Origin of the sequence: Bacillus sp. 0209A (assembly GCF_036765095.1) — a bacterium.
In the GTDB taxonomy this organism is placed as follows: Bacteria; Bacillota; Bacilli; order Bacillales; family Bacillaceae; genus Bacillus; species Bacillus subtilis_G.
Window position 1 is genome coordinate 854,139 of record NZ_JBAIZV010000002.1, and the last position, 19,968, is coordinate 874,106.

21 protein-coding genes and 1 pseudogene are annotated in these 19,968 nt (G+C 46.4%); 14 read left to right on the forward strand and 8 right to left on the reverse strand.

Annotation, left to right across the window (positions count from 1 at the left end; all coding sequences use genetic code 11):
- The first annotated feature begins 53 nt into the window (after window positions 1–53).
- On the forward strand, window positions 54–1,430 hold the full coding sequence (htrB, locus tag V6D44_RS09490) for a serine protease Do-like protein HtrB (RefSeq protein ID WP_087991092.1): 1,377 nt from the start codon (window positions 54–56) through the stop codon (window positions 1,428–1,430).
- Between the two features lie 41 nt (window positions 1,431–1,471).
- Here the strand turns inward: htrB and mrgA are convergent, their stop codons facing one another.
- Window positions 1,472–1,933 (reverse strand): metalloregulation DNA-binding stress protein MgrA, encoded by a 462-nt coding sequence (mrgA, locus tag V6D44_RS09495; protein WP_087991091.1) that lies wholly within the window; start codon window positions 1,931–1,933, stop codon window positions 1,472–1,474.
- Window positions 1,934–2,010: 77 nt separating this feature from the next.
- Entirely contained in the window at window positions 2,011–2,865 is an 855-nt protein-coding gene (locus V6D44_RS09500; RefSeq protein ID WP_333516489.1) for an oxidoreductase, read from the reverse strand.
- 133 nt (window positions 2,866–2,998) lie between these two features.
- Here V6D44_RS09500 and V6D44_RS09505 point away from each other — a divergent pair, with 133 nt between their 5' ends.
- The 4 genes from V6D44_RS09505 (at window position 2,999) to V6D44_RS09520 (ending at window position 6,698) form a co-directional block, all read left to right on the forward strand.
- The gene (locus tag V6D44_RS09505; RefSeq protein ID WP_087991171.1) at window positions 2,999–4,795 is read left to right on the forward strand and encodes a M3 family oligoendopeptidase; all 1,797 of its coding nucleotides are present in this window, start codon (window positions 2,999–3,001) and stop codon (window positions 4,793–4,795) included.
- A gap of 109 nt (window positions 4,796–4,904) precedes the next feature.
- On the forward strand, window positions 4,905–5,342 hold the full coding sequence (locus tag V6D44_RS09510; RefSeq protein ID WP_087991089.1) for a YusW family protein: 438 nt from the start codon (window positions 4,905–4,907) through the stop codon (window positions 5,340–5,342).
- Between the two features lie 217 nt (window positions 5,343–5,559).
- Window positions 5,560–6,387 carry an ABC transporter ATP-binding protein gene (locus tag V6D44_RS09515; RefSeq protein WP_148964060.1) on the forward strand — a complete coding sequence of 276 codons (828 nt, stop codon included), beginning with the start codon at window positions 5,560–5,562 and terminating at the stop codon, window positions 6,385–6,387.
- A 26-nt stretch (window positions 6,388–6,413) separates the two neighbouring features.
- Window positions 6,414–6,698, forward strand: coding sequence for a YusU family protein (locus V6D44_RS09520; RefSeq protein ID WP_087991087.1), 285 nt, complete (start codon window positions 6,414–6,416; stop codon window positions 6,696–6,698).
- A 22-nt stretch (window positions 6,699–6,720) separates the two neighbouring features.
- Here V6D44_RS09520 and V6D44_RS09525 read toward each other — a convergent pair whose 3' ends face one another.
- The gene (locus tag V6D44_RS09525; RefSeq protein WP_087991086.1) at window positions 6,721–7,608 is read right to left on the reverse strand and encodes a LysR family transcriptional regulator; all 888 of its coding nucleotides are present in this window, start codon (window positions 7,606–7,608) and stop codon (window positions 6,721–6,723) included.
- Window positions 7,609–7,744: 136 nt separating this feature from the next.
- On the opposite strand from V6D44_RS09525, the gene V6D44_RS09530 reads away from it, so the two are divergent.
- Together V6D44_RS09530 and V6D44_RS09535 are read left to right on the forward strand one after the other, a co-directional pair.
- Window positions 7,745–8,485 carry an SDR family NAD(P)-dependent oxidoreductase gene (locus V6D44_RS09530; protein WP_087991085.1) on the forward strand — a complete coding sequence of 247 codons (741 nt, stop codon included), beginning with the start codon at window positions 7,745–7,747 and terminating at the stop codon, window positions 8,483–8,485.
- A gap of 18 nt (window positions 8,486–8,503) precedes the next feature.
- Window positions 8,504–8,887, forward strand: coding sequence for a tautomerase family protein (locus V6D44_RS09535; RefSeq protein ID WP_202328063.1), 384 nt, complete (start codon window positions 8,504–8,506; stop codon window positions 8,885–8,887).
- Between the two features lie 34 nt (window positions 8,888–8,921).
- Here V6D44_RS09535 and mdtP read toward each other — a convergent pair whose 3' ends face one another.
- The 4 genes and pseudogenes from mdtP to V6D44_RS09555 form a co-directional block, all read right to left on the reverse strand.
- Window positions 8,922–10,538 (reverse strand): multidrug efflux MFS transporter MdtP, encoded by a 1,617-nt coding sequence (gene mdtP / locus V6D44_RS09540; RefSeq protein WP_087991083.1) that lies wholly within the window; start codon window positions 10,536–10,538, stop codon window positions 8,922–8,924.
- Between the two features lies 1 nt (window position 10,539).
- Window positions 10,540–11,011 (reverse strand): annotated as a pseudogene (mdtR, locus tag V6D44_RS09545) (MarR family transcriptional regulator MdtR).
- A gap of 160 nt (window positions 11,012–11,171) precedes the next feature.
- Entirely contained in the window at window positions 11,172–11,504 is a 333-nt protein-coding gene (locus V6D44_RS09550; protein WP_087991082.1) for a spore coat protein, read from the reverse strand.
- 12 nt (window positions 11,505–11,516) lie between these two features.
- Window positions 11,517–11,762, reverse strand: a complete 246-nt coding sequence (locus tag V6D44_RS09555; RefSeq protein WP_087991081.1) for a hypothetical protein — start codon at window positions 11,760–11,762, stop codon at window positions 11,517–11,519.
- Window positions 11,763–11,857: 95 nt separating this feature from the next.
- Here V6D44_RS09555 and V6D44_RS09560 point away from each other — a divergent pair, with 95 nt between their 5' ends.
- The gene (locus V6D44_RS09560; RefSeq protein ID WP_087991080.1) at window positions 11,858–12,766 is read left to right on the forward strand and encodes a proline dehydrogenase family protein; all 909 of its coding nucleotides are present in this window, start codon (window positions 11,858–11,860) and stop codon (window positions 12,764–12,766) included.
- Window positions 12,767–12,790: 24 nt separating this feature from the next.
- Here V6D44_RS09560 and V6D44_RS09565 read toward each other — a convergent pair whose 3' ends face one another.
- Window positions 12,791–12,937 (reverse strand): YuzL family protein, encoded by a 147-nt coding sequence (locus V6D44_RS09565; protein WP_087991079.1) that lies wholly within the window; start codon window positions 12,935–12,937, stop codon window positions 12,791–12,793.
- A gap of 174 nt (window positions 12,938–13,111) precedes the next feature.
- Here V6D44_RS09565 and V6D44_RS09570 point away from each other — a divergent pair, with 174 nt between their 5' ends.
- The 6 genes from V6D44_RS09570 (at window position 13,112) to V6D44_RS09595 (ending at window position 19,928) form a co-directional block, all read left to right on the forward strand.
- Window positions 13,112–15,481, forward strand: a complete 2,370-nt coding sequence (locus tag V6D44_RS09570; protein ID WP_333516433.1) for a 3-hydroxyacyl-CoA dehydrogenase/enoyl-CoA hydratase family protein — start codon at window positions 13,112–13,114, stop codon at window positions 15,479–15,481.
- 10 nt (window positions 15,482–15,491) lie between these two features.
- Window positions 15,492–16,667: an acetyl-CoA C-acetyltransferase gene (locus V6D44_RS09575; RefSeq protein ID WP_333516434.1), complete on the forward strand. Its 1,176-nt coding sequence runs from the start codon at window positions 15,492–15,494 to the stop codon at window positions 16,665–16,667.
- A gap of 14 nt (window positions 16,668–16,681) precedes the next feature.
- On the forward strand, window positions 16,682–18,466 hold the full coding sequence (gene fadE / locus V6D44_RS09580) for an acyl-CoA dehydrogenase FadE (protein WP_333516435.1): 1,785 nt from the start codon (window positions 16,682–16,684) through the stop codon (window positions 18,464–18,466).
- Window positions 18,467–18,829: 363 nt separating this feature from the next.
- Window positions 18,830–19,186 (forward strand): arsenate reductase family protein, encoded by a 357-nt coding sequence (locus V6D44_RS09585; protein ID WP_202328066.1) that lies wholly within the window; start codon window positions 18,830–18,832, stop codon window positions 19,184–19,186.
- A gap of 66 nt (window positions 19,187–19,252) precedes the next feature.
- Window positions 19,253–19,636 (forward strand): glycine cleavage system protein GcvH, encoded by a 384-nt coding sequence (gene gcvH / locus V6D44_RS09590; RefSeq protein WP_010330011.1) that lies wholly within the window; start codon window positions 19,253–19,255, stop codon window positions 19,634–19,636.
- A gap of 55 nt (window positions 19,637–19,691) precedes the next feature.
- The gene (locus V6D44_RS09595) at window positions 19,692–19,928 is read left to right on the forward strand and encodes a YusG family protein (RefSeq protein ID WP_087991074.1); all 237 of its coding nucleotides are present in this window, start codon (window positions 19,692–19,694) and stop codon (window positions 19,926–19,928) included.
- The last annotated feature ends 40 nt before the right edge of the window (window positions 19,929–19,968 follow it).

Here is a 19,968-nt window from a genome sequence, read left to right on the forward strand (position 1 = left end):
CATGCGATGAATATGTAACGATAAATGAAAAACCGTTAAAGGAGTGTAAGAACATGGATTATCGACGTGATGACCAAAACGATCAACATCAAACAGAATCTTCACATACAGAACATCAGGATACAGAAAACCGGCAGCAGATTAACCATCCTGAACAGGAATTGCTTGACGCGCCTGTTCCGTATGAAGCGGGACGGCAAGAAACGGCTTCCGCTTTAGAAATGGAAAAGACAGAAACGGCTGTGAAAAAAGAAAAGAAACGAAGAGCCGCATGGCTGAGCCCGATTTTAGGCGGGATTATCGGCGGGGGCCTGATGCTCGGGATCGCGCCTTATCTGCCGTCGGATCAAGATCAGACGACCGAGACCGCTTCCGCCAATAAACAGGTGCAGTCAGATAATTTTACAACGACACCAATCACGAACGCTTCAAACGTCGCGGATATGGTAGAGGATTTAGAGCCGACGATTGTCGGAATCTCAAATATCCAAACCTCGCAAAATAACACTTTCGGCACGGGAGGCGGTTCCAGCTCAGAAAGTGAAAGCGGAACCGGGTCAGGTGTTATTTTCAAAAAAGACAGCAATAAAGCGTATATCATTACAAATAACCATGTCGTTGAAGGCGCGAATAAGCTGACTGTCACGTTATACAACGGAGAAACAGAGACTGCCAAGCTTGTCGGCAGCGACGCCATTACTGATTTGGCTGTTCTGGAAATCAGCGGCAAAAACATCAAAAAAGTGGCGAGCTTCGGTGACTCTTCACAGCTTCGTACGGGAGAAAAAGTAATCGCCATCGGAAATCCGCTCGGACAGCAGTTTTCCGGTACGGTGACACAAGGCATCATCAGCGGATTGAACCGGACGATTGATGTGGATACCACACAAGGCACGGTGGAAATGAACGTGCTGCAAACTGACGCAGCGATCAATCCGGGGAACAGCGGAGGCCCATTAATCAATGCAAGCGGCCAGGTCATTGGCATCAACAGTTTGAAGGTGAGCGAAAGCGGCGTAGAGTCACTTGGATTTGCGATCCCGAGCAATGATGTCGAGCCGATTGTTGACAGTCTGCTGGAAAATGGAAAGGTAGATCGTCCGTTTTTAGGCGTGCAAATGATTGACATGTCACAAGTACCGGAAACGTATCAGGAAAATACGCTCGGCCTGTTTGGAGATCAATTGGGCAAAGGTGTTTATGTAAAAGAAGTTCAGGCAAATTCACCAGCGGCAAAAGCAGGTATTAAATCTGAGGATGTCATTGTCAAACTAAACGGTAAAGACGTGGAAAGCAGCGCGGATATCCGTCAGATCCTTTACAAAGACTTGAAAGTCGGAGATAAAACGACAATTCAAGTGCTGCGAAACGGAAAAACGAAAACCTTGAACGTGACACTGACCAAGCAGACAGAAAGCAGCTCAAGCTAGGAATAATCAAAAAGCTGAACCCGAAAAGGGTTCAGCTTTTTTTATCCTAAGTAAGCGGAAAGCATCCACACTTGTTTTTCAACTTCATCAATTAATCCGACAAATAAGTCCGCTGTGGCATTGTCTTGATTCTCTTCAGCCAGGCCGATCACGAATTTAGATTCGCTGCTGATTTGTTTGTAGTCTTTTACCAAGGCTTGTACCATGTCTGACGCTGATGTTTCGTTCCCGCCGTCTGTGATAGACGCATGCTCAGTGTACTCTTTCAATGTGGCAACAGGCTGGCCGCCGATCGCCAGCAGGCGTTCAGCAATGGTATCGAGTGTTTCCGCCGCATGGTCATACAGTTCTTCAAATTTTTCATGTAATGTAAAGAAATGCGGCCCTTTCACATACCAATGGAAACGGTGGAGCTTAGAGTATAAAAGAAACCAGTTTGATAATTGTGTGTTCATTGAATTCTCAACTAATGTTTGATTTGTTTTTGCGTTTTCAGTTTTCATAAGATAACGTCCTCCTTGTGATCTGTTAATTTAATTATACAAAATATTAATTAAAAATCAATACTAAATTATAATTATTATAATTTATATGAACTGAATAGTTTTTTCTTTAGGATAGACTCCCATGCAGACCAAGGAAAAAGCGATCGGAATAACAAGGTGAGCTTGATGCCTTTTCCGATCGGGTATCGCAATTTCTTTAGATGCTGTTTTGTTGCCAATTGATATATGAGGTCGGCAACCTCTTGAGGATCTCCGCTTTCATCTGCGTTTTTTTCAACGTAGGAAAGGATTTTTTTGTAGTATTGATGATAGGCTGAATCGTCAGCAGGCACCGACATATAATGTGATAATGAGGTTGACCAGATCGATGTCTTGTATGAGCCAGGCTCGACCAATACGGTTTGGATACCGAACGGAAGCAGCTCCGCACGCAGGCTCTCAGAAAAACCCTCCAATGCATGCTTGGAAGAGACATAAGGCGACAGCGCGGGGAATCCGGTCAGACCGCTGATGCTGCTCATGTTTATAATCTTTGCTCCGCTATGCTTTCTTATGTAAGGCAGAACGGTTTTTGTCACATGAATTACTCCGAAGACATTCGTTTCAAATTGTTGTTTGAAATGTTCCATCGGGACATCCTCGACAAATCCCCCGTAAGCCGTTCCTGCGTTGTTGACGAGAAGATCAATGGGAGCGTAAGCGCTAACGGCTTTTCCAAATGAGGCGATGGATTGCTCATCTGTGACATCGAGAGCGGTAATATGAATAGAATCAGCCACATTGTGTGCTGCGGCCAATTCCCGAAGCTCTTCTGCTTTCTCAGGCTGTCTTGTTGTGGCAATCACGAAAAATGACTTGGCGAGCTTTACGGCTGCCAGCTGGCCAAAGCCTTTTGACGCTCCTGTTACGATTGCGATTTTTTTATTCATCATAAACCTCCTCATGTAACTGCTACAGCTATTGTACAATCATGAACGGAAAATGACGCTTATAAAAGAATTTTTATACAATAAATCAGAATTATTCTATAATAAAACGAAAGAAGGAAAGGGGTTTTATGTTATGGCGCTGCAAGGGGTAGACCAAAGATGGGATCTTGATTCATTTTTTAAGGGCGGGAGCCAGTCAGAAGAATTCAAGGGATATATCGAAAAACTGTCACAAAGCCTGCGTGCATTTCAAGACATGACTGATGCGTTCCAGGTGCCCGAATCGTCTGAAGAGGCTGAAGCGCTGACGGCAATACTAGATGTATTCGAACAGGTATCCGTCAAGCTTCAGCAGGCCGGCGCTTTTGTCGCTTGTCTTCAGGCTCAAAATATCAGTGATCACAAGGCTAATGAGTATAAATCGCTGATGCATCAGCTTTCTGCAGATTTTCAGTCCTCTCTCGTCACATTAGATCATAAGCTTGTGGACATTGAACAAGACGTGTGGAATGAATTGTTAACAAAACCCGGATTATGCGATGTATCGTACATATTAAATGAAAGAAGACAGAGGGTTGCCGAAAAGCTCGGCCCCGGTAAAGAAAAACTGATTGGAAACCTTGCGGTGGACGGATATCACGCTTGGAGTGACTTATACAATATGGTTGTCGGGAAAATGACGATCCCGTATGAGGAAAATGGCGGGAACAAGCCATTGTCTGTCGGTCAGGCTGAAAATATGCTGGCTCATCAAGACCGTGCTGTCAGAAAAACAGTATATGAACGTTTGCATCAAGCGTGGAAAAGTAAGCAGGATATTTTTAGCAGCACGCTGAATCATTTGGCGGGATTCCGGCTTGAAACCTATCATGCGCGCGGCTGGGAGGATGTCCTGAAGGAGCCGCTGCAAATCAACAGGATGAAAAAAGAAACACTGGATACGATGTGGCAGGTCATCACTGAAAACAAGCAGCCGTTCGTTCAGTTTTTGAACCGCAAAGCATCCATGCTCGGCCTTGAAAAGCTCAGCTGGTACGATGTTGAGGCCCCAATCGGATCTGATGGAAAGGTTTATTCATATGATGAAGCCGCAAATGTCATTGTCAGCCAATTTTCCACGTTTGGCAAAAAACTGTCCGCTTTCACAGAAAAAGCGTTTCGGGACCGCTGGATAGAAGCGGAAGACAGAAGCGGAAAAAGAGTCGGCGGCTTTTGCACGAGCTTTCCGGACAGCGGGGAATCGCGGATTTTCATGACGTTTTCGGGAAGCGCCTCAAATGTATCAACGCTTGCCCATGAGCTCGGGCACGCGTTCCATCAGGAAGCGATGCTCAACGTCAGGCCGTTAAACCGATCCTACGCGATGAACGTAGCGGAAACGGCTTCAACGTTTGCCGAGATGATTGTGGCAGACGCGACTGTTCAGCAGGCGGAGACGAAGGAAGAAAAGCTTGTCCTTCTCGAGGATAAAGTGCAAAGAAGCGTTGCTTTCTTCATGAATATCCATGCCAGATTCCTATTCGAAACGAGGTTTCACGAAGAACGAAAGCGGGGAGCAGTACCGGCAGACCGTCTGAATGAGCTGATGGAGGAGGCGCAAAAAGAGGCATTCTGCAATGCGTTAGGAGAGTATCATCCGCTCTTTTGGGCGTCGAAGCTCCACTTTCATATCACGAGGGTGCCGTTTTACAATTTCCCTTATACGTTCGGTTATCTGTTTTCTCTCGGCATTTATGCGCTGGCGCTTGAAGAAAAAAACGTGTTCGAAGAGAAGTATATCGCGCTATTGCGAGATACGGCTTCTATGACCGTGGAGGATTTGGCGATGAAGCATTTGGGCGCTGACATTACGAAGCGCGATTTTTGGGAGAATGCCATCAAGCTGGCTGTGCGGGACGCGGAAATCTTTTTGCAAATGACTGAATCTTAAAGAAAAGCCGTGGCGTCATACGCCTCGGCTTTTTCAATTCTTCTCTGAATGAGGATTTCATTCTCGGGACATACCTAAAACAAATGGGATCCTACAGGGGGGGAAACATATGCATTTAATCAGAGCAGCCGGGGCTATTTGCCTCGCAGTGGTTCTGATTGCGGGCTGCCGTCTCAATGAAGACCAGCAGCAGGCAAAAGGAGAAAATACAGCCGTCACCCAACTGAAGTCTGTTCCTTACAGCGATTTCTCGCTTCGGGTGAGTTACGGGGATGGAGAGCATGATCGTTATGAAGGTGTATATTCAAAAAATGAAACTCGTGAAATAGCGGAAATACAGGATAAGCTCTCTGGCGTAAACCAGGAGGGGGAAGAAGCATTGGATGAGATGAAAATGATCCTGAGCGAGCTTTCCGTGACAGATCATATGGCTGAATCAGAAGTGATACACAGTGTGCTGGCAGCGTTTAATTTGGACAGCCATTATGACCATATCGACTTAAAACTAAAGCTGAAGAATGGCTCAATAAGAGAAATTAAGAAATAATCCTGTGATAAAAAACCCATAACCCCCAATTATGTCCAAAAAACTAATTGAAAATGATTTTCAAAGTCATTGTTTTCTGCTACAATGAGGGATATATGAGCATATCAAATGGCTGAATATCGAATCACTTGCATTGATGACAATTGACTTAACACGCATGTATATAGAAAACGTGCAATACATAGTGCTGCTAAAAAGCCAGCAAAAAGGAGCGGTTATGGGTATGAGTGCAATTTCTACAGAAACGCTGAGCTTAGGATACGGGGATGCCGTTATTATTGATGAGTTGAATTTAACCATTCCAAAAGGTGAAATTACCGTATTTATTGGCAGTAATGGCTGCGGAAAATCGACACTTTTACGTTCATTAGCGCGTCTGATGAAGCCGAGAGGCGGTTCAGTGCTGCTGGAAGGAAGAGCGATTGCCAAGCTTCCAACGAAGGAAGTCGCAAAAGAACTCGCTATCCTGCCGCAGGGTCCTTCGGCTCCAGAGGGGCTGACGGTGCACCAGCTGGTGAAGCAAGGAAGATATCCTTATCAAAACTGGCTGAAACAGTGGTCAAAAGAGGATGAGGCAGCAGTTGAGAGAGCGCTTAAAGCAACAAAACTTGAGGACATGGCTGACCGCGCCGTCGATTCTTTGTCAGGAGGACAGCGCCAGCGGGCTTGGATCGCAATGACGCTTGCACAGGAAACGGATATTATCCTTCTGGATGAGCCGACGACGTATTTGGACATGACGCACCAAATTGAAATTCTTGATTTGCTGTTTGAGCTGAATGAAAAGGAAGAGCGGACGATTGTTATGGTTCTCCATGACTTAAACTTGGCGTGCCGCTATGCGCATCATCTTGTGGCTATAAAAGATAAACAAATTTATGCTGAAGGCCGTCCGGAAGAAGTCATCACTTGTGATCTTGTGCAAAATGTGTTTTCTATGAACTGTCAGGTCACACAGGACCCGCTGTTCGGAACGCCTCTTTGCATCCCTCATGGCAGGGGCAGATGCATTGTCCGGGAAGCGGCTTTTACATCACATGGATAAATAAACGCCAGCGAAGGAGCTTTCACTTGAGAAAGCTCCTTGCTATTTTTTCGAAAGGAAGATGGAAAATGGAACAAAAACTTAAGGAACAGCTCGATGGATTGCTGGAGAAGTATACGGAGCTTCTGCTTGGTGAATCAAACAATGAGCTAAAAGAAGAAGTGAAGCAATGGATTTTGTACACGCATATAGCCAAAAGCATGCCGCCCCTAGCTAAGCATTGGAATGCGACATATCCTGACGCGAAGCAGGGCATTAAAGATGTCATTCAGCATATTAAGGAATTAAATGAAACGCATCGAAACAAATAATAATTAAAAAGCAGTCTGCCAATCACAGCAGACTGCTTTTTTGTGATGCTGCCGTTTGATCTGCCGCGAAGGAATCCATAAAAGTCCGCAGCGCGCTGCTGATAAACGAATCTTTTCGGACAATAAATTCTGTTTTCATCTGTCTGAGAGCTTCAGGCAGCGGGTACACGCGAATCGACCCTTCAGCCTCGTGTTTTTGCACAACCGTTCTTGGCAGCAACGAGATGCCAAGACCTGCTGTAACCCCGCCGATAATCGCTTCAAGCGTACCAAATTCCATAATAACCGGCTGTGTGACGCCGGCAGCGCGCAGCCATTTTTCAAGTGTTTCCCGATACGAACAGCCTGTGCTGTAAACGAGAATCGGCTTTGTGATGGCTTCCTCTGCATCGGATACGGAAGCTGCTGAAACAACCACTGGTTCTTCCTCAAATGCAGGATAGGACACGAGCTCGGGATGATTGCATTCACATCCGATAAAGGCGCCATCCAATTCATACCGGAGAACTTTATCAATGAGAAATTGTGTATGACCTGTTGTTAAAGACAGCTGGACGTTTGGATGTTCTTCATAATAAGAAGCCAGAAGCTTCGGAAGCCTTACCGCAGCGGTTGTCTGAGTGGAGCCGATCATAAGCGGCCCGCTTGGTTCGAGAGAGGATGAGAGCGCTTTAGATGCCTCATCCAGCAGGCCGATAATTTTATTGGCGTAGTCCAGCAGCAGCTTTCCGCTTGCAGAAAGTGTCATGCCCCGGTTATGGCGCAAAAACAGCATGGTGCCCAGCTCAGCTTCCAATTGCTGAATTCTGGCTGTGACATTCGATTGCACATAGCCAAGCTGCAGGGCTGCTTTCGTAATGGAGCCTTCACGGGCTACCATTTGAAACACACGTAAATCTCCGCTTTCCATTTTGAATTCCTCCGTTTGTTTGTTGCTATCAATCTGAGTGATAGCAAGTATCTTTAACAATCATTATACGTAACACCAAACCTGGATTACAATGGAATCAGCAAGATAATTTCATAAACAGCAAGGAGTGGCGGCAATGAATGTCATGAACAAAATAGCTCTCGTAACAGGGGGCGCAACAGGAATAGGAAGAGCAGCCAGCATAGAATTGGCAAAACGCGGAGCGGTTGTTGCGGTGAATTATTCACGTTCGCAATCCGAAGCGGAGGAAACAGTGGAAATGATTCGAAAAGATGGCGGGCAAGCCTTCTCCATACGAGCAGATGTATCAAAAAACAGCGAAGTGCAGGACATGGTTCACTCGATCGTAAAAACGCACGGCACGATTGATGTTTTAGTCAATAACGCCAGCATTACACGGCATATTCCAATGGATGATCTTGAAGCGGCGACAGAAGATGTCTGGGATGAGCTGTACGCTGTCAACGTGAAAGGGATGTTTTTCTGCGCGCGGGCAGTGGTTCCGTTCATGAAAAAAAGCAAGGCTGGAGCGATCGTGAATGTCGGCAGCATCGCAGGGTTAACCGGGGCGGGTTCATCTATGCCTTATGCAGTGTCAAAATCGGCGGTGCACGGTTTAACGAAATCATTGGCCCACGCCTTAGCGCCCGAAATCAGAGTGAGCGGTGTTGCACCGGGAGCTGTCGCAACGAGATGGTGGGCTGGCCGGGAAGAAAAAATGAAAAGCATGATCGGCGCTTTGCTGCTGCAGCGTATTGCTGAACCGGATGATGTCGCCAAATTGATCTGTTCGCTTGTTGAACAGGAATCACTTACAGGCCAAATCATCACAATTGACAGCGGACAGACGCTGTAAAGAGAGGAGATGCGGGGGATGCCATTTGTACAGATTCATTTACGGGCGGGAAGAAGTGAAGCGTGGCTTCAAAAACTAAGCAGGACCATCCATCAATCGATGATCGAAGAAATCAATGTGCCGGAAGATGACTATTTTCAAGTCATCAGGCAATATGAAAACAGTGAATTTTTTTATGATCCGTCTTATCTGCGGGTCGAGCGTACTGATGAACTGATATACATTCATTTTACGTTGAAAGATTCAAGAACAACTGAACAGAAAAAAGCGCTTTACCACTCAATCGCAAGCCGGATTCAATCCGGGCTTGGTGTAAGAAAAGAAGATGTGTTTATCATACTGGCCGGAAATCAGGATGAGGATTGGTCCTTCGGAAATGGAAGGGCTCAGATGATTGAATAAAAAACCCCGCGGGTTGGACCCGCGGGGCGCTCTATTAATGTGAAGGTGATTCAACGGCTTGTGCCGCTTTCTCTTTTACTTGTTCATCCGTTTTCTTATTCGATAGCTTGATAGGTTTTAAGAATAAGGTAAATACGGCTCCGACTGCGATAAAGATCAGGCCTGTATAAAACACGCTGTGGAGCGAATCCATCAACGATGTTTTTAAAATCGGCATAATATGGGATGAGAAAGCCGCAGGGATTTGTTTCAATGCGTCCGGACTGAACAGTGATTGCAGCAGCCCTTGCGGATTTGTATCAATCATACTCTTTAGCTGGTTGGCAAATGAGCTTGCCTGTGCCGGAAGTGAGTCTAAATATGGCACCAGTTTATCTGTTAATAAGTTTCCTGATCTCGCATTCATTACAGTTCCAAGCATGGTAATGCCGAATGTTCCTCCGATAGAACGGAAGAATTGGCTGGATGATGTGACAACCCCAAGCTCTTCTTTCGAAAAGCTTTCCTGTAAAGCCAGTGTCAGAATCGGCATAACCAGACCCATTCCCAGACCAATAATCGCCATATACGATGTAGCGACAAGCTTGCTCGTATCAAGACCCAAAGTCGTTAACAGCAGGAATCCTCCGGCCATAATCAGCATGCCTGTAATGATTTGCGGTTTAATGCCGATTTTGAAAACCAGCTGGCCGCCGATAATACTTGTAATAATCATTGAGATCATCATCGGTGTCATAATCGTGCCTGATTCAGACGCGCTTACACCGACAATTCCCTGCATAAAGAAAGGAACAAACGTAATTGCACCAAACATGCCGATACTCATAAAGAAACCGATCAAGTTTAAAAATGTAAACGTTCTGTTTTTAAATAGATACATTGGCAGGATCGGCTCTTTTGCTTTTGATTCTACGATAATAAAGCTGACAATGCCGATCAGCGCGAGTGCGAACAAGCCAAGAATCTGCCATGAACCCCACGCGTAATCTTTTCCGCCAAAACTTAAGGCGAGAAGGAGGCTGACAATCCCGACTATCATCGTGAAAATCCCAGCGATATCGAAGTTGATCGGACCAGTCTGCTGGCGGCCCTGCAACCCTCTGGCAATAAAAATAACCGCAATAATTCCGACTGGAAGGTTAATATAGAAAACCCATTTCCAGTTTAGCGAGTCTACAATCCAACCGCCGATTTGCGGTCCAATCACTGAAGCCAGCCCGTAAATCGCGCCAAAGACCCCTTGGAATTTAGCGCGCTGTTTTCCAGTGAACAAGTCACCGATGACAATCATCGCCATCGGCATCATAATGCCTCCGCCGATTCCCTGCAGTCCGCGGAAAATAATCAATTCTGTCATATTGTTGGCCATTCCGCACAAAGCGGAAGCTGCCATAAAAATAATCAAACCTGATACATAGACAATACGCCGTCCCAATAAATCGGCCAGTTTACCGGCAATCGGAACGACAGTTGTTGATGTTAACAAATATGCAGTTGTCAGCCAGGTCATCATGCTCAAACCGCCCAGATCACCGACAATTTTCGGCATGGCCGTTCCGACAATGGTACCGTCAAGAGCTGAAAAAAACATGGCAATAATTAAGCCTGTGATTAATAACGTCCGTTTTGATTGTTTGCCTTCATTACTCATTTCATCCGTTTCCTCTTTTCATGTTTTGCTTTTCAATCCGTTTCCGCTGCAGCCTGTGCGAGCTTTTCTGTAATACGCGCCGCCTGAAGCATTTCCTCCTCCGTCAAGAAGGAAAGGTATCGCGCCATAATGGCTTTTCTGCCTGCCAAAACCTCCTCGAACTTTCCGTCTCCTTCATCAGTCAGACTGATGTCAATCACTCGCCTGTCTTTTGTGTTGTGTGTTCTGGTGATGAGATTTTTTTGTTCAAGGCGATCTGCCATTAACGTCACAGCGCTTGGCTTGACCTCCATCCGCTCGGCGATTTCAGAAATTTTGAGGCTGCCGTGTTTTTTTAAGCTGGCCAGCACAAACAGCTGCGCTGGGGTAATTCCTTGTTTCTCCATGCTTTCCAGCATTTCAGGCTGTATCTTTTGAAAGAGCGCCTGAAGTGATAATTGAATATCGGACATTAACTGATCCGCACTCTTCATGTTCATTTCCCCTCTATTGCATAAACTGTATTTATATTTAAGATAGTAAAATAATTAATATATATTAAATATAAATAAGCGTTAATAAAAAGTCAACTAATTTCACATAAAAAAAGGATCGATGCCCTGAAACACATCGTATCCTTTTTGCTCATGTATTTTATTGCTGATAAGGAGATTGCTGCTGAATGGTCTGCTGGAATTTTTGGTAGGACTGCTGCAGCTTTTGGGCATCCTCCGCTTCGACAGAATACCATCCATATTGGAACATGAGGTCATACAGTTTTCTTTGCGTTTTTTGTGACTCATCAAAAATGGTTTGAATATCCTGATAGAGAGACTCATGGCTGAATTCGTTCAAGGCTGTACAATACGCAGTTGTCATATATTTTTCTGTTGTCAGCAGTTCGTTGACGAAATCTCTGTCATTCATCTCCGAAGTTGTCGGTACAGGTGTCTCCGGGTTGCTGATTTTCTGATTTTGCTGATTCATTCTGGCGCCTCCTTATTGGATGTAGCCGGACCGCTGTTGGCCTGGCTGCAGGTGCTTTAATATTCTTTGATAGTGGTCATGATGCATGTGTCCGACGCGGTCGAGTTCTTGTTTTAACGATTGATCCTGGCACTTTTGCGCCATGAAATGCGCTTTTTTCATCGCGAGCAAATTCCAGTTCAGCATGTCATTCAGATACAAATGATCTTTTGTCGAAATAACGGAAGGCGGCATTTGTGATTGCTGCTGATTATCCATTGTGATCCTCCTTTGGTTTTCTGTTCAATATATAGTTTCCTTTAGTCCGGGAGTTATATGCAGGTGTTTTGAAAATGGCGGCAGGAGGGAGTCGGATGTTGAGACATATATTTTTATTCTTATCTCAAAATAAAGCACTTACCAAGTTCGCAAAAGCATACGGGCCGCGGCTTGGAGCACGAAGGTTTGTCGCGGGGGATACAATTGAATCGGCGGTTAAGGCTGTCAAAAGGCTAAATAGATCCGGTTTGTGCGCAACAATTGATTATTTAGGCGAGTATGCAGCGTCAGAAAAAGAAGCGAAGCAAGTCGCAGAGGAATGCAAGAAAGCCATTCAAGCCATTGCCCAGCATCAATTGGACTCAGAGCTTTCACTCAAGCTGACTTCAATCGGGCTTGATCTTTCAGAAGAACTTGCCCTTTCTCATTTGCGTGCCATTCTATCCGCTGCGAGGCAATATGGTGTTGCTGTGACGATTGATATGGAAGACTATTCTCATTATGAACAGACACTCGCTATCTACAGGCAATGCAAACAGGAATTTGAAATGCTCGGCACGGTGATTCAGGCCTATTTGTACCGGGCGGCAGAAGATATCAGAAATATGCATGACTTAAAGCCGAATCTCAGACTTGTGAAAGGCGCTTATAAAGAATCTGCGGCTGTGGCATTCCCTGACAAAAAAGGAACAGACCTTCATTTTCAGAGTTTAATAAAACTGCAGCTGTTAAGCGGGAACTACACGGCTGTCGCCACACATGATGATGACATCATTGCGTTTACAAAACAGTTCGTGGGTGAACATCAGATCCCAGCGTCACAATTTGAGTTTCAAATGCTATATGGCATCAGGCTGGAGCGGCAGAAGGAACTGGCTAAGGAAGGGTACAGAATGCGAGTGTATGTCCCATATGGAACGGACTGGTTCAGCTACTTTATGAGAAGAATTGGCGAACGGCCTGCCAATGCAGTGTTTGTGCTGAAAGGAATTTTGAAAAAATGAAAGCAGCCGCGGGAAGCAGCTGCGTCATGATTGTTCCATGTTATGTTTTTTATATTGCTGATTTTGACTTGTCCGTTTTCCGCCGCCGTAATGCTGAGTCGGACCGGCATCACCTTTCACGCTCGCCGCGCTGACTGCCGCTGAAGACGGATCTTTTTTCTCTCGCACCATTCCCTTCACCTCCGGGTTTAAGTTGCCCGTCTTTTATAAGCTTCATGCAAAAAAATAACAAATTAGCTATTGAAGTCGAAGCGAAAATCTTTTAAGATGAAAGAAGAAACGGGTTTCATTTTTTTTGTTCAAAAAATGAATGATTATTCATTCAATGTTCAAGGGGGATATCTCATGCACAAACACATTCGGAAGGCAGCCGTTTTAGGATCGGGGGTAATGGGTTCCGGGATTGCTGCGCATTTGGCTAATATCGGCATTCCTGTCCTGCTGCTTGATATTGTGCCGAACGATTTGACAAAGGAAGAGGAAAAAAAGGGGCTGACGAAGGACAGTTCGGAGGTGCGCAGCAGGCTGAGCCGGCAGGCGATGAAAAAACTGCTGAAACAAAAGCCCGCTCCTCTCACATCAGCGGAAAATACCTCCTATATCACACCTGGCAATCTGGAGGATGATGCAGCAAAGCTGAAAGAAGCAGATTGGATTATTGAGGTCGTTGTCGAAAACCTTGAAGTCAAAAAGCAAATATTCGCTCTTGTAGATGAACATCGAAAGCCTGGCAGCATCGTCTCAAGCAACACCTCCGGCATATCAGTACAGGAGATGGCTGAAGGACGGTCGGATGATTTTAAAGCCCATTTTCTCGGAACACACTTTTTTAATCCCGCTCGCTATTTAAAGCTGCTAGAGGTCATTCCGATTAAGGAAACGAACCCTGATATTTTAAAGTTTATGACAGCCTTCGGTGAAAATGTCCTTGGTAAAGGCGTCGTCACAGCAAAAGACACACCGAACTTTATCGCAAACCGCATTGGAACGTACGGGCTTCTCGTCACAGTCCAAGAAATGCTGAAAGGCGGCTATCAGGTAGGGGAAGTCGATTCGGTCACAGGTCCGCTGATCGGCAGACCGAAAAGCGCAACCTTCAGAACGCTTGATGTTGTCGGACTCGATACATTCGCCCACGTCGCCCGAAATGTGTACGACAAAGCGGACGGAGACGAGAAAGAAGTATTCCGCCTGCCGGGTTTCATGAACGATATGCTGCAACAAGGGTGGATCGGAAGCAAGGCCGGCCAAGGCTTTTATAAAAAAGAAGGAAAAACGATTTATGAGCTTGACCCAGTGACGCTTACTTATGGCGAACGGACAAAAATGAAAACAGCGTCACTAGAAGCGGCAAAACAGGCAAAAGGAACAAAAGCCAAAATGAAAGCGCTTATTTACTCGGATGACAGAGCTGGCAGACTGCTGTGGAAAATCACATCTCAAACGCTGCTTTACTCAGCCGAACTGCTTGGGGAGATTGCCGATGATATTCATGCGATTGACCAAGCCATGAAGTGGGGATTCGGCTGGGAGCTGGGCCCGTTCGAGATGTGGGACGCCATCGGCCTCAGGCAGTCGGCGGAAAAGCTTGAACAGCTTGGAGCGAAAATGCCTGACTGGATCAAAGACATGCTGGACAAAGGAAATGAAACCTTCTACATCAGAGAAAATGGAACGGTATTTTATTATGACCGCGGCGAATATAGAGCTGTGAAAGAAAACAAAAAACGAATTCATTTACAAACGCTCAAGGAAACAAACGGCGTGATTGCGAAAAACAGCGGAGCAAGCCTGATCGACCTTGGAGATGATGTGGCCCTCCTTGAGTTTCATTCAAAAAGCAATGCGATCGGCCTCGATATCATTCAAATGATCAACAAAGCATTAGAGGAAACAGAGCGGAACTACAAAGGCCTTGTCATCGGCAACCAAGGGAAAAATTTCTGCGTTGGCGCCAATCTTGGCATGATCTTAATGGAAGTTCAAGATGACAATTTTCTGGAAGTCGATTTCGTGATACGCCGTTTCCAGGAGACGATGATGAAGATCAAATACAGTGCGAAACCGGTTGTCGCCGCTCCATTTGGCATGACGCTCGGCGGAGGAACCGAAGTATGCCTGCCGGCGGCGCGCATTCAAGCAGCAAGCGAAACCTATATGGGGCTTGTGGAATCCGGCGTCGGACTCATCCCGGGCGGAGGAGGAAACAAAGAGCTGTACATCAACCATCTCCGCCGCGCACCTGATCCGATGAATGCGGCAATGAAAACATTTGAAACGATTGCGATGGCGAAAGTGTCCGCTTCCGCCCAAGAGGCTCGTGAGATGACCATCTTAAAAGAAGCGGATCCCTTCAGCGTGAATCAGGACCACCTGCTGTACGATGCGAAGCAGCTTGCCGCATCTTTATACGATACAGGCTGGCGGCCGCCTGTAAAAGAAAAGGTCAAGGTGGCGGGAGAAACCGGTTATGCGGCACTCTTGCTTGGCGCGGAGCAAATGAAGCTGTCCGGTTATATATCAGAGCATGATTTCAAGATCGCGAAAAAACTTGCTTATGTCATTGCCGGCGGCCATGTGCCGTTCGGTACAGAGGTTGATGAAGAATATTTATTGGAGATCGAGAGAGAAGCGTTTTTGAGTTTGGCAGGAGAGGCGAAATCTCAAGCGAGAATGCAGCATATGCTTGTGAAAGGTAAACCTTTACGGAATTAGGAGGGAGCTTATGAAAGAGGCAGTCATTGTGTCAGGTGCAAGAACACCGGTTGGGAAAGCAAAGAAAGGATCGTTGGCCACCGTTCGCCCGGATGATTTGGGAGCGATTTGCGTAAAAGAAACACTGAAACGGGCAGGCGGCTACGAAGGCAATATTGACGACTTGATTATCGGCTGTGCGACACCTGAAGCGGAACAGGGGCTTAATATGGCCAGAAATATCGGCGCGCTTGCGGGGCTGCCGTACACGGTCCCGGCGGTCACAGTCAATCGCTACTGCTCTTCAGGCCTTCAGACCATCGCATATGCGGCAGAAAAAATTATGCTCGGCGCCTACGATACAGCGATCGCCGGCGGAGCAGAATCGATGTCGCAGGTACCGATGATGGGGCATGTGACCCGTCCGAACCTCGCATTGGCAGAAAAGGCGCCGGAGTATTACATGAGCATGGGCCACACAGCCGAGCAGGTCGCGAAAAAATACGGCGTTTCCCGCGAGGATCAGGATGCGTTTGCCGTTCGCAGCCACCAGAACGCGGCCAAAGCCCTTGCAGAGGGGAAATTTAAAGATGAGATTGTGCCCGTCGAAGTGACGGTGACAGAAGTCGGAGACAACCATAAGCCGCGGGAAAAACAGTTTGTCTTTTCCCAAGATGAAGGCGTTCGCCCGAAAACGACGACAGACATTTTATCAACATTGCGCCCGGCTTTTTCCGTTGATGGAACGGTTACTGCGGGCAACTCCTCGCAGACGAGTGACGGAGCGGCGGCAGTTATGCTGATGGACCGGGAAAAAGCGGATGCGCTGGGTTTGGCGCCGCTTGTGAAATTCCGTTCCTTTGCAGTAGGCGGCGTGCCTCCGGAAGTGATGGGCATCGGGCCGGTGGAAGCCATTCCGCGTGCTTTACAGCTAGCCGGGCTTCAACTGCAGGACATCGGCTTGTTTGAACTGAACGAAGCTTTTGCATCTCAAGCCATTCAAGTCATCAGAGAACTCGGTATTGACGAAGAAAAAGTGAATGTCAACGGGGGCGCAATCGCGCTTGGACACCCGCTTGGCTGTACAGGAACAAAGCTTACACTCTCACTGATTCATGAAATGAAACGGAGAAACGAGCAATTTGGAGTCGTCACAATGTGTATCGGCGGCGGGATGGGAGCGGCCGGTGTATTTGAATTATGCTAAAGGGGGAAAAATAAATGGCAAAAAAAGCGGCTGAAGTACAAAAAGGCGGCGGTTTCTTAATCGAGGATATCACATACGATCAAATGTATACACCGGAGGATTTCACTGACGAGCATAAAATGATTGCGAAAACAACAGAGGACTACATCGAGCAAGATGTGCTCCCTCATATAGATGACATCGAAAACCATCAATTCGAGCATTCCGTCAGGCTGTTAAAGAAAGCGGGCGAACTCGGGCTTCTTGGCGCCGATGTGCCGGAGGAGTACGGAGGGCTCGGTCTTGATAAAATCAGCTCGGCACTCATCACTGAAAAATTTTCGCGTGCGGGAAGCTTTTCGCTTTCTTATGGCGCGCATGTCGGCATTGGATCATTGCCGATCGTCTTTTTCGGGTCAGAAGAACAAAAGAAAACATATTTGCCCGGGCTCGCTTCAGGCGAAAAGATCGCGGCTTATGCACTGACTGAGCCGGGATCCGGATCTGATGCCCTTGGAGCAAAAACAACAGCCGTGCTGAATGAAGCGGGTACGCATTACGTGTTAAATGGGGAAAAACAGTGGATTACCAACTCTGCCTTTGCTGATGTATTTGTTGTTTACGCTAAGGTAGACGGCGAAAAGTTCTCAGCCTTTATTGTAGAAAAAGATTTCCCGGGTGTATCTACGGGTCCGGAAGAAAAGAAAATGGGGATCAAAGGGTCATCGACAAGAACCCTCCTTTTAGATCAAGCTGAAGTGCCAAAGGAAAACCTGCTTGGCGAAATCGGCAAAGGGCATGTTATCGCCTTTAATATTCTAAATATCGGCCGCTACAAGCTGGCGGTTGGTTCAATCGGCGCATCTAAGCGGGTGATCGAGCTGTCCGCGGCATACGCGAACCAGCGCCGCCAATTTAAAACGCCGATTGCGGGCTTTTCGCTGACACAGGAAAAAATCGCGACAATGGCATCAAGGCTGTACGCGATGGAAAGCTCTGTGTACAGAACCGTCGGGCTGTTTGAAGACAATATGAGCCAGTTTACGGCCGAAGATCTCAAGGACGGCCGCCAAATTGCCAAGTCGATTGCCGAATATGCCATCGAATGCTCTCTTAATAAGGTATTCGGCTCCGAGACGCTTGATTATATCGTTGATGAAGGCGTGCAGATTCATGGAGGCTACGGTTTTATGCAGGAGTACGAAGTGGAAAGAGCCTATAGGGATTCAAGGATCAATCGGATTTTTGAAGGGACAAACGAAATCAACCGGTTAATCGTGCCAAGCACCTTCCTGAAAAAAGCGCTTAAAGGCGAACTGCCTCTATTTGAAAAAGCGCAAACGCTGCAGGAAGAACTCATGATGCTTATGCCTGAAGAGCCTGGCAGCGGCGTTTTAGAGCAGGAGAAATATATTGTCAAACAAGCTAAAAAAATCGCGCTGTTCGCCGCCGGTCTCGCCGCGCAAAAATACGGGAAAGCCATCGATCGCGAACAGGAAATTCTCGTCAACGTCTCGGACATCGTCAACAATGTGTACGCGATGGAGTCAGCCGTGCTGAGAACGGAAAAGGCCATTGCCGCGCAAGGCGGAGAAAAAGCGGCGCAAAAGGTGCTGTATACTGAAATTTTCGTTCAGGAGGCCTTTAACGAAATTGAAGCGCACGCGAAGGAATCCCTCATCGCAATGGAAGAAGGAGATTCACTCCGCATGATGCTTTCCGCTCTGCGCAAGCTGACGCGCGTAACACCTAAAAACGTGATTCAGAAAAAACGCGAAGCGGCAGCGGGCGTTTTTGAGGCTGAAAAATATATTGTCTGATTGGCGAAGAGCTCCGCATGCGCGGAGCTCTCAGCGTGTCGACAAACCCTCGCATTCGTTGTCAGTCCTGCGCGTTGGTGCTCACGAATGACGAAAGGAACGGCGGCTAAATGCTTAGGCGTCCTGCCTAAACACCGCCGTCATCACATCCTGTGAAAGTCTGCCAATGCTCGTCCTTCCTAGACTACAAGGGTTTTCAATCACGCTGAATAGATGACAAAATCCTAAAACAAAACCCGTTTTAGGATTTTGTCAACAATTTGAGGGCTCCGCATGCGGAGCCCTTTCAAAGAAGCACTGTTTTAGGTTTTTAAAACAAACTGTGTTAAAATAACCTCGATTATTTTATTGAGGGGGAAGAAGATGTCGTTAACTTTTTACTGGTACCCTAAATGCGGAACGTGCCGCAAAGCAAAGAAATGGCTTGAAGAGCATGGAAAAGAAATCAACGAAATACATATTGCAGAGCAGCCTCCAAGCAAAGAAGAACTAAAAGCGCTTTATGAAAAAAGCGGACTGGATCTCAAAAAATTTTTCAACACGAGCGGCATGAAATACCGCGAGCTCAATCTCAAGGAAAAGCTGTATCACATGTCGGAGGACGAACAGCTTGAACTGCTGGCTTCAGACGGAATGCTGATCAAACGACCGCTTACAACAGACGGCGAAAAAGTGACAGCCGGTTTTAAAGAAGACCAATTTGAAGAAAACTGGGCTTAATGTCAATTTTTTTTGAAAAGTATGGTATCTTCTTATTATAGTGCTGTAAAAAATGGAGGGATTCAATTGAGCATACCTAAAGATTTGCGTTACTCAGGAGAACACGAGTGGGTAAAAGTTGAAGGAGAAAAAGCCAGAATCGGGATTACGCATTTTGCCCAGTCCGAGCTAGGCGATATCGTGTTTGTCGAACTTCCTGAAGTGGGCGCTGAAATCAAAGCGGACGAGCCATTCGGCAGTGTTGAATCCGTTAAAACGGTATCTGAGCTTTATGCGCCGATTAACGGAACTGTTGTGGAAATTAACGAAGATCTTGATGACAGTCCGGAATTCGTAAACGAATCTCCGTACGAAAAAGCATGGATGATCGTCGTTGAGCCGTCTGACGCTTCTGAAATTGAAAAACTGATGACAGCAGAGCAATACGAAGAGATGACACAGGAAGACTAAAGCAGGATAGCTGTAAAGGCAATTGGACACGCTAACGTTATGGGAGGTGTCCAATATGGCTTTCAGCAAACAAAAGCTCGATGTCACCAATGATGTGACAGGCCGCTTTCAACATGGCCGGCTCTCGTTATATCATGAAAATGAGAGGATCGGCCAAATGACAAGCATGAATGAATATGAGCTTAAGTCCGGTTATTCCTTTGAAAATGAGAAATTTTATAAGACAGCCGATGTGGTCTCGGGAAACGACGCAAAATATGTGGATTGTGACTACGAAAACGGCTGGTGTTAATGTTGGCGGTGAATTTCACTGCCTTCTTTTACAATCTGAA

Excerpts from the sequence above, each read along its gene's own strand:
- htrB (WP_087991092.1), top strand. The coding sequence starts at position 54 with ATGGATTATCGACGTGATGACCAAAACGATCAACATCAAACAGAATCT.
- mrgA (WP_087991091.1), bottom strand. The coding sequence starts at position 1,933 with ATGAAAACTGAAAACGCAAAAACAAATCAAACATTAGTTGAGAATTCA.
- V6D44_RS09500 (WP_333516489.1), bottom strand. The coding sequence starts at position 2,865 with ATGAATAAAAAAATCGCAATCGTAACAGGAGCGTCAAAAGGCTTTGGC.
- V6D44_RS09505 (WP_087991171.1), top strand. The coding sequence starts at position 2,999 with ATGGCGCTGCAAGGGGTAGACCAAAGATGGGATCTTGATTCATTTTTT.
- V6D44_RS09510 (WP_087991089.1), top strand. The coding sequence starts at position 4,905 with ATGCATTTAATCAGAGCAGCCGGGGCTATTTGCCTCGCAGTGGTTCTG.
- V6D44_RS09515 (WP_148964060.1), top strand. The coding sequence starts at position 5,560 with ATGGGTATGAGTGCAATTTCTACAGAAACGCTGAGCTTAGGATACGGG.
- V6D44_RS09525 (WP_087991086.1), bottom strand. The coding sequence starts at position 7,608 with ATGGAAAGCGGAGATTTACGTGTGTTTCAAATGGTAGCCCGTGAAGGC.
- V6D44_RS09530 (WP_087991085.1), top strand. The coding sequence starts at position 7,745 with ATGAATGTCATGAACAAAATAGCTCTCGTAACAGGGGGCGCAACAGGA.
- V6D44_RS09535 (WP_202328063.1), top strand. The coding sequence starts at position 8,504 with ATGCCATTTGTACAGATTCATTTACGGGCGGGAAGAAGTGAAGCGTGG.
- mdtP (WP_087991083.1), bottom strand. The coding sequence starts at position 10,538 with ATGAGTAATGAAGGCAAACAATCAAAACGGACGTTATTAATCACAGGC.
- V6D44_RS09550 (WP_087991082.1), bottom strand. The coding sequence starts at position 11,504 with ATGAATCAGCAAAATCAGAAAATCAGCAACCCGGAGACACCTGTACCG.
- V6D44_RS09555 (WP_087991081.1), bottom strand. The coding sequence starts at position 11,762 with ATGGATAATCAGCAGCAATCACAAATGCCGCCTTCCGTTATTTCGACA.
- V6D44_RS09560 (WP_087991080.1), top strand. The coding sequence starts at position 11,858 with ATGTTGAGACATATATTTTTATTCTTATCTCAAAATAAAGCACTTACC.
- V6D44_RS09565 (WP_087991079.1), bottom strand. The coding sequence starts at position 12,937 with ATGGTGCGAGAGAAAAAAGATCCGTCTTCAGCGGCAGTCAGCGCGGCG.
- V6D44_RS09570 (WP_333516433.1), top strand. The coding sequence starts at position 13,112 with ATGCACAAACACATTCGGAAGGCAGCCGTTTTAGGATCGGGGGTAATG.
- V6D44_RS09575 (WP_333516434.1), top strand. The coding sequence starts at position 15,492 with ATGAAAGAGGCAGTCATTGTGTCAGGTGCAAGAACACCGGTTGGGAAA.
- fadE (WP_333516435.1), top strand. The coding sequence starts at position 16,682 with ATGGCAAAAAAAGCGGCTGAAGTACAAAAAGGCGGCGGTTTCTTAATC.
- V6D44_RS09585 (WP_202328066.1), top strand. The coding sequence starts at position 18,830 with ATGTCGTTAACTTTTTACTGGTACCCTAAATGCGGAACGTGCCGCAAA.
- V6D44_RS09595 (WP_087991074.1), top strand. The coding sequence starts at position 19,692 with ATGGCTTTCAGCAAACAAAAGCTCGATGTCACCAATGATGTGACAGGC.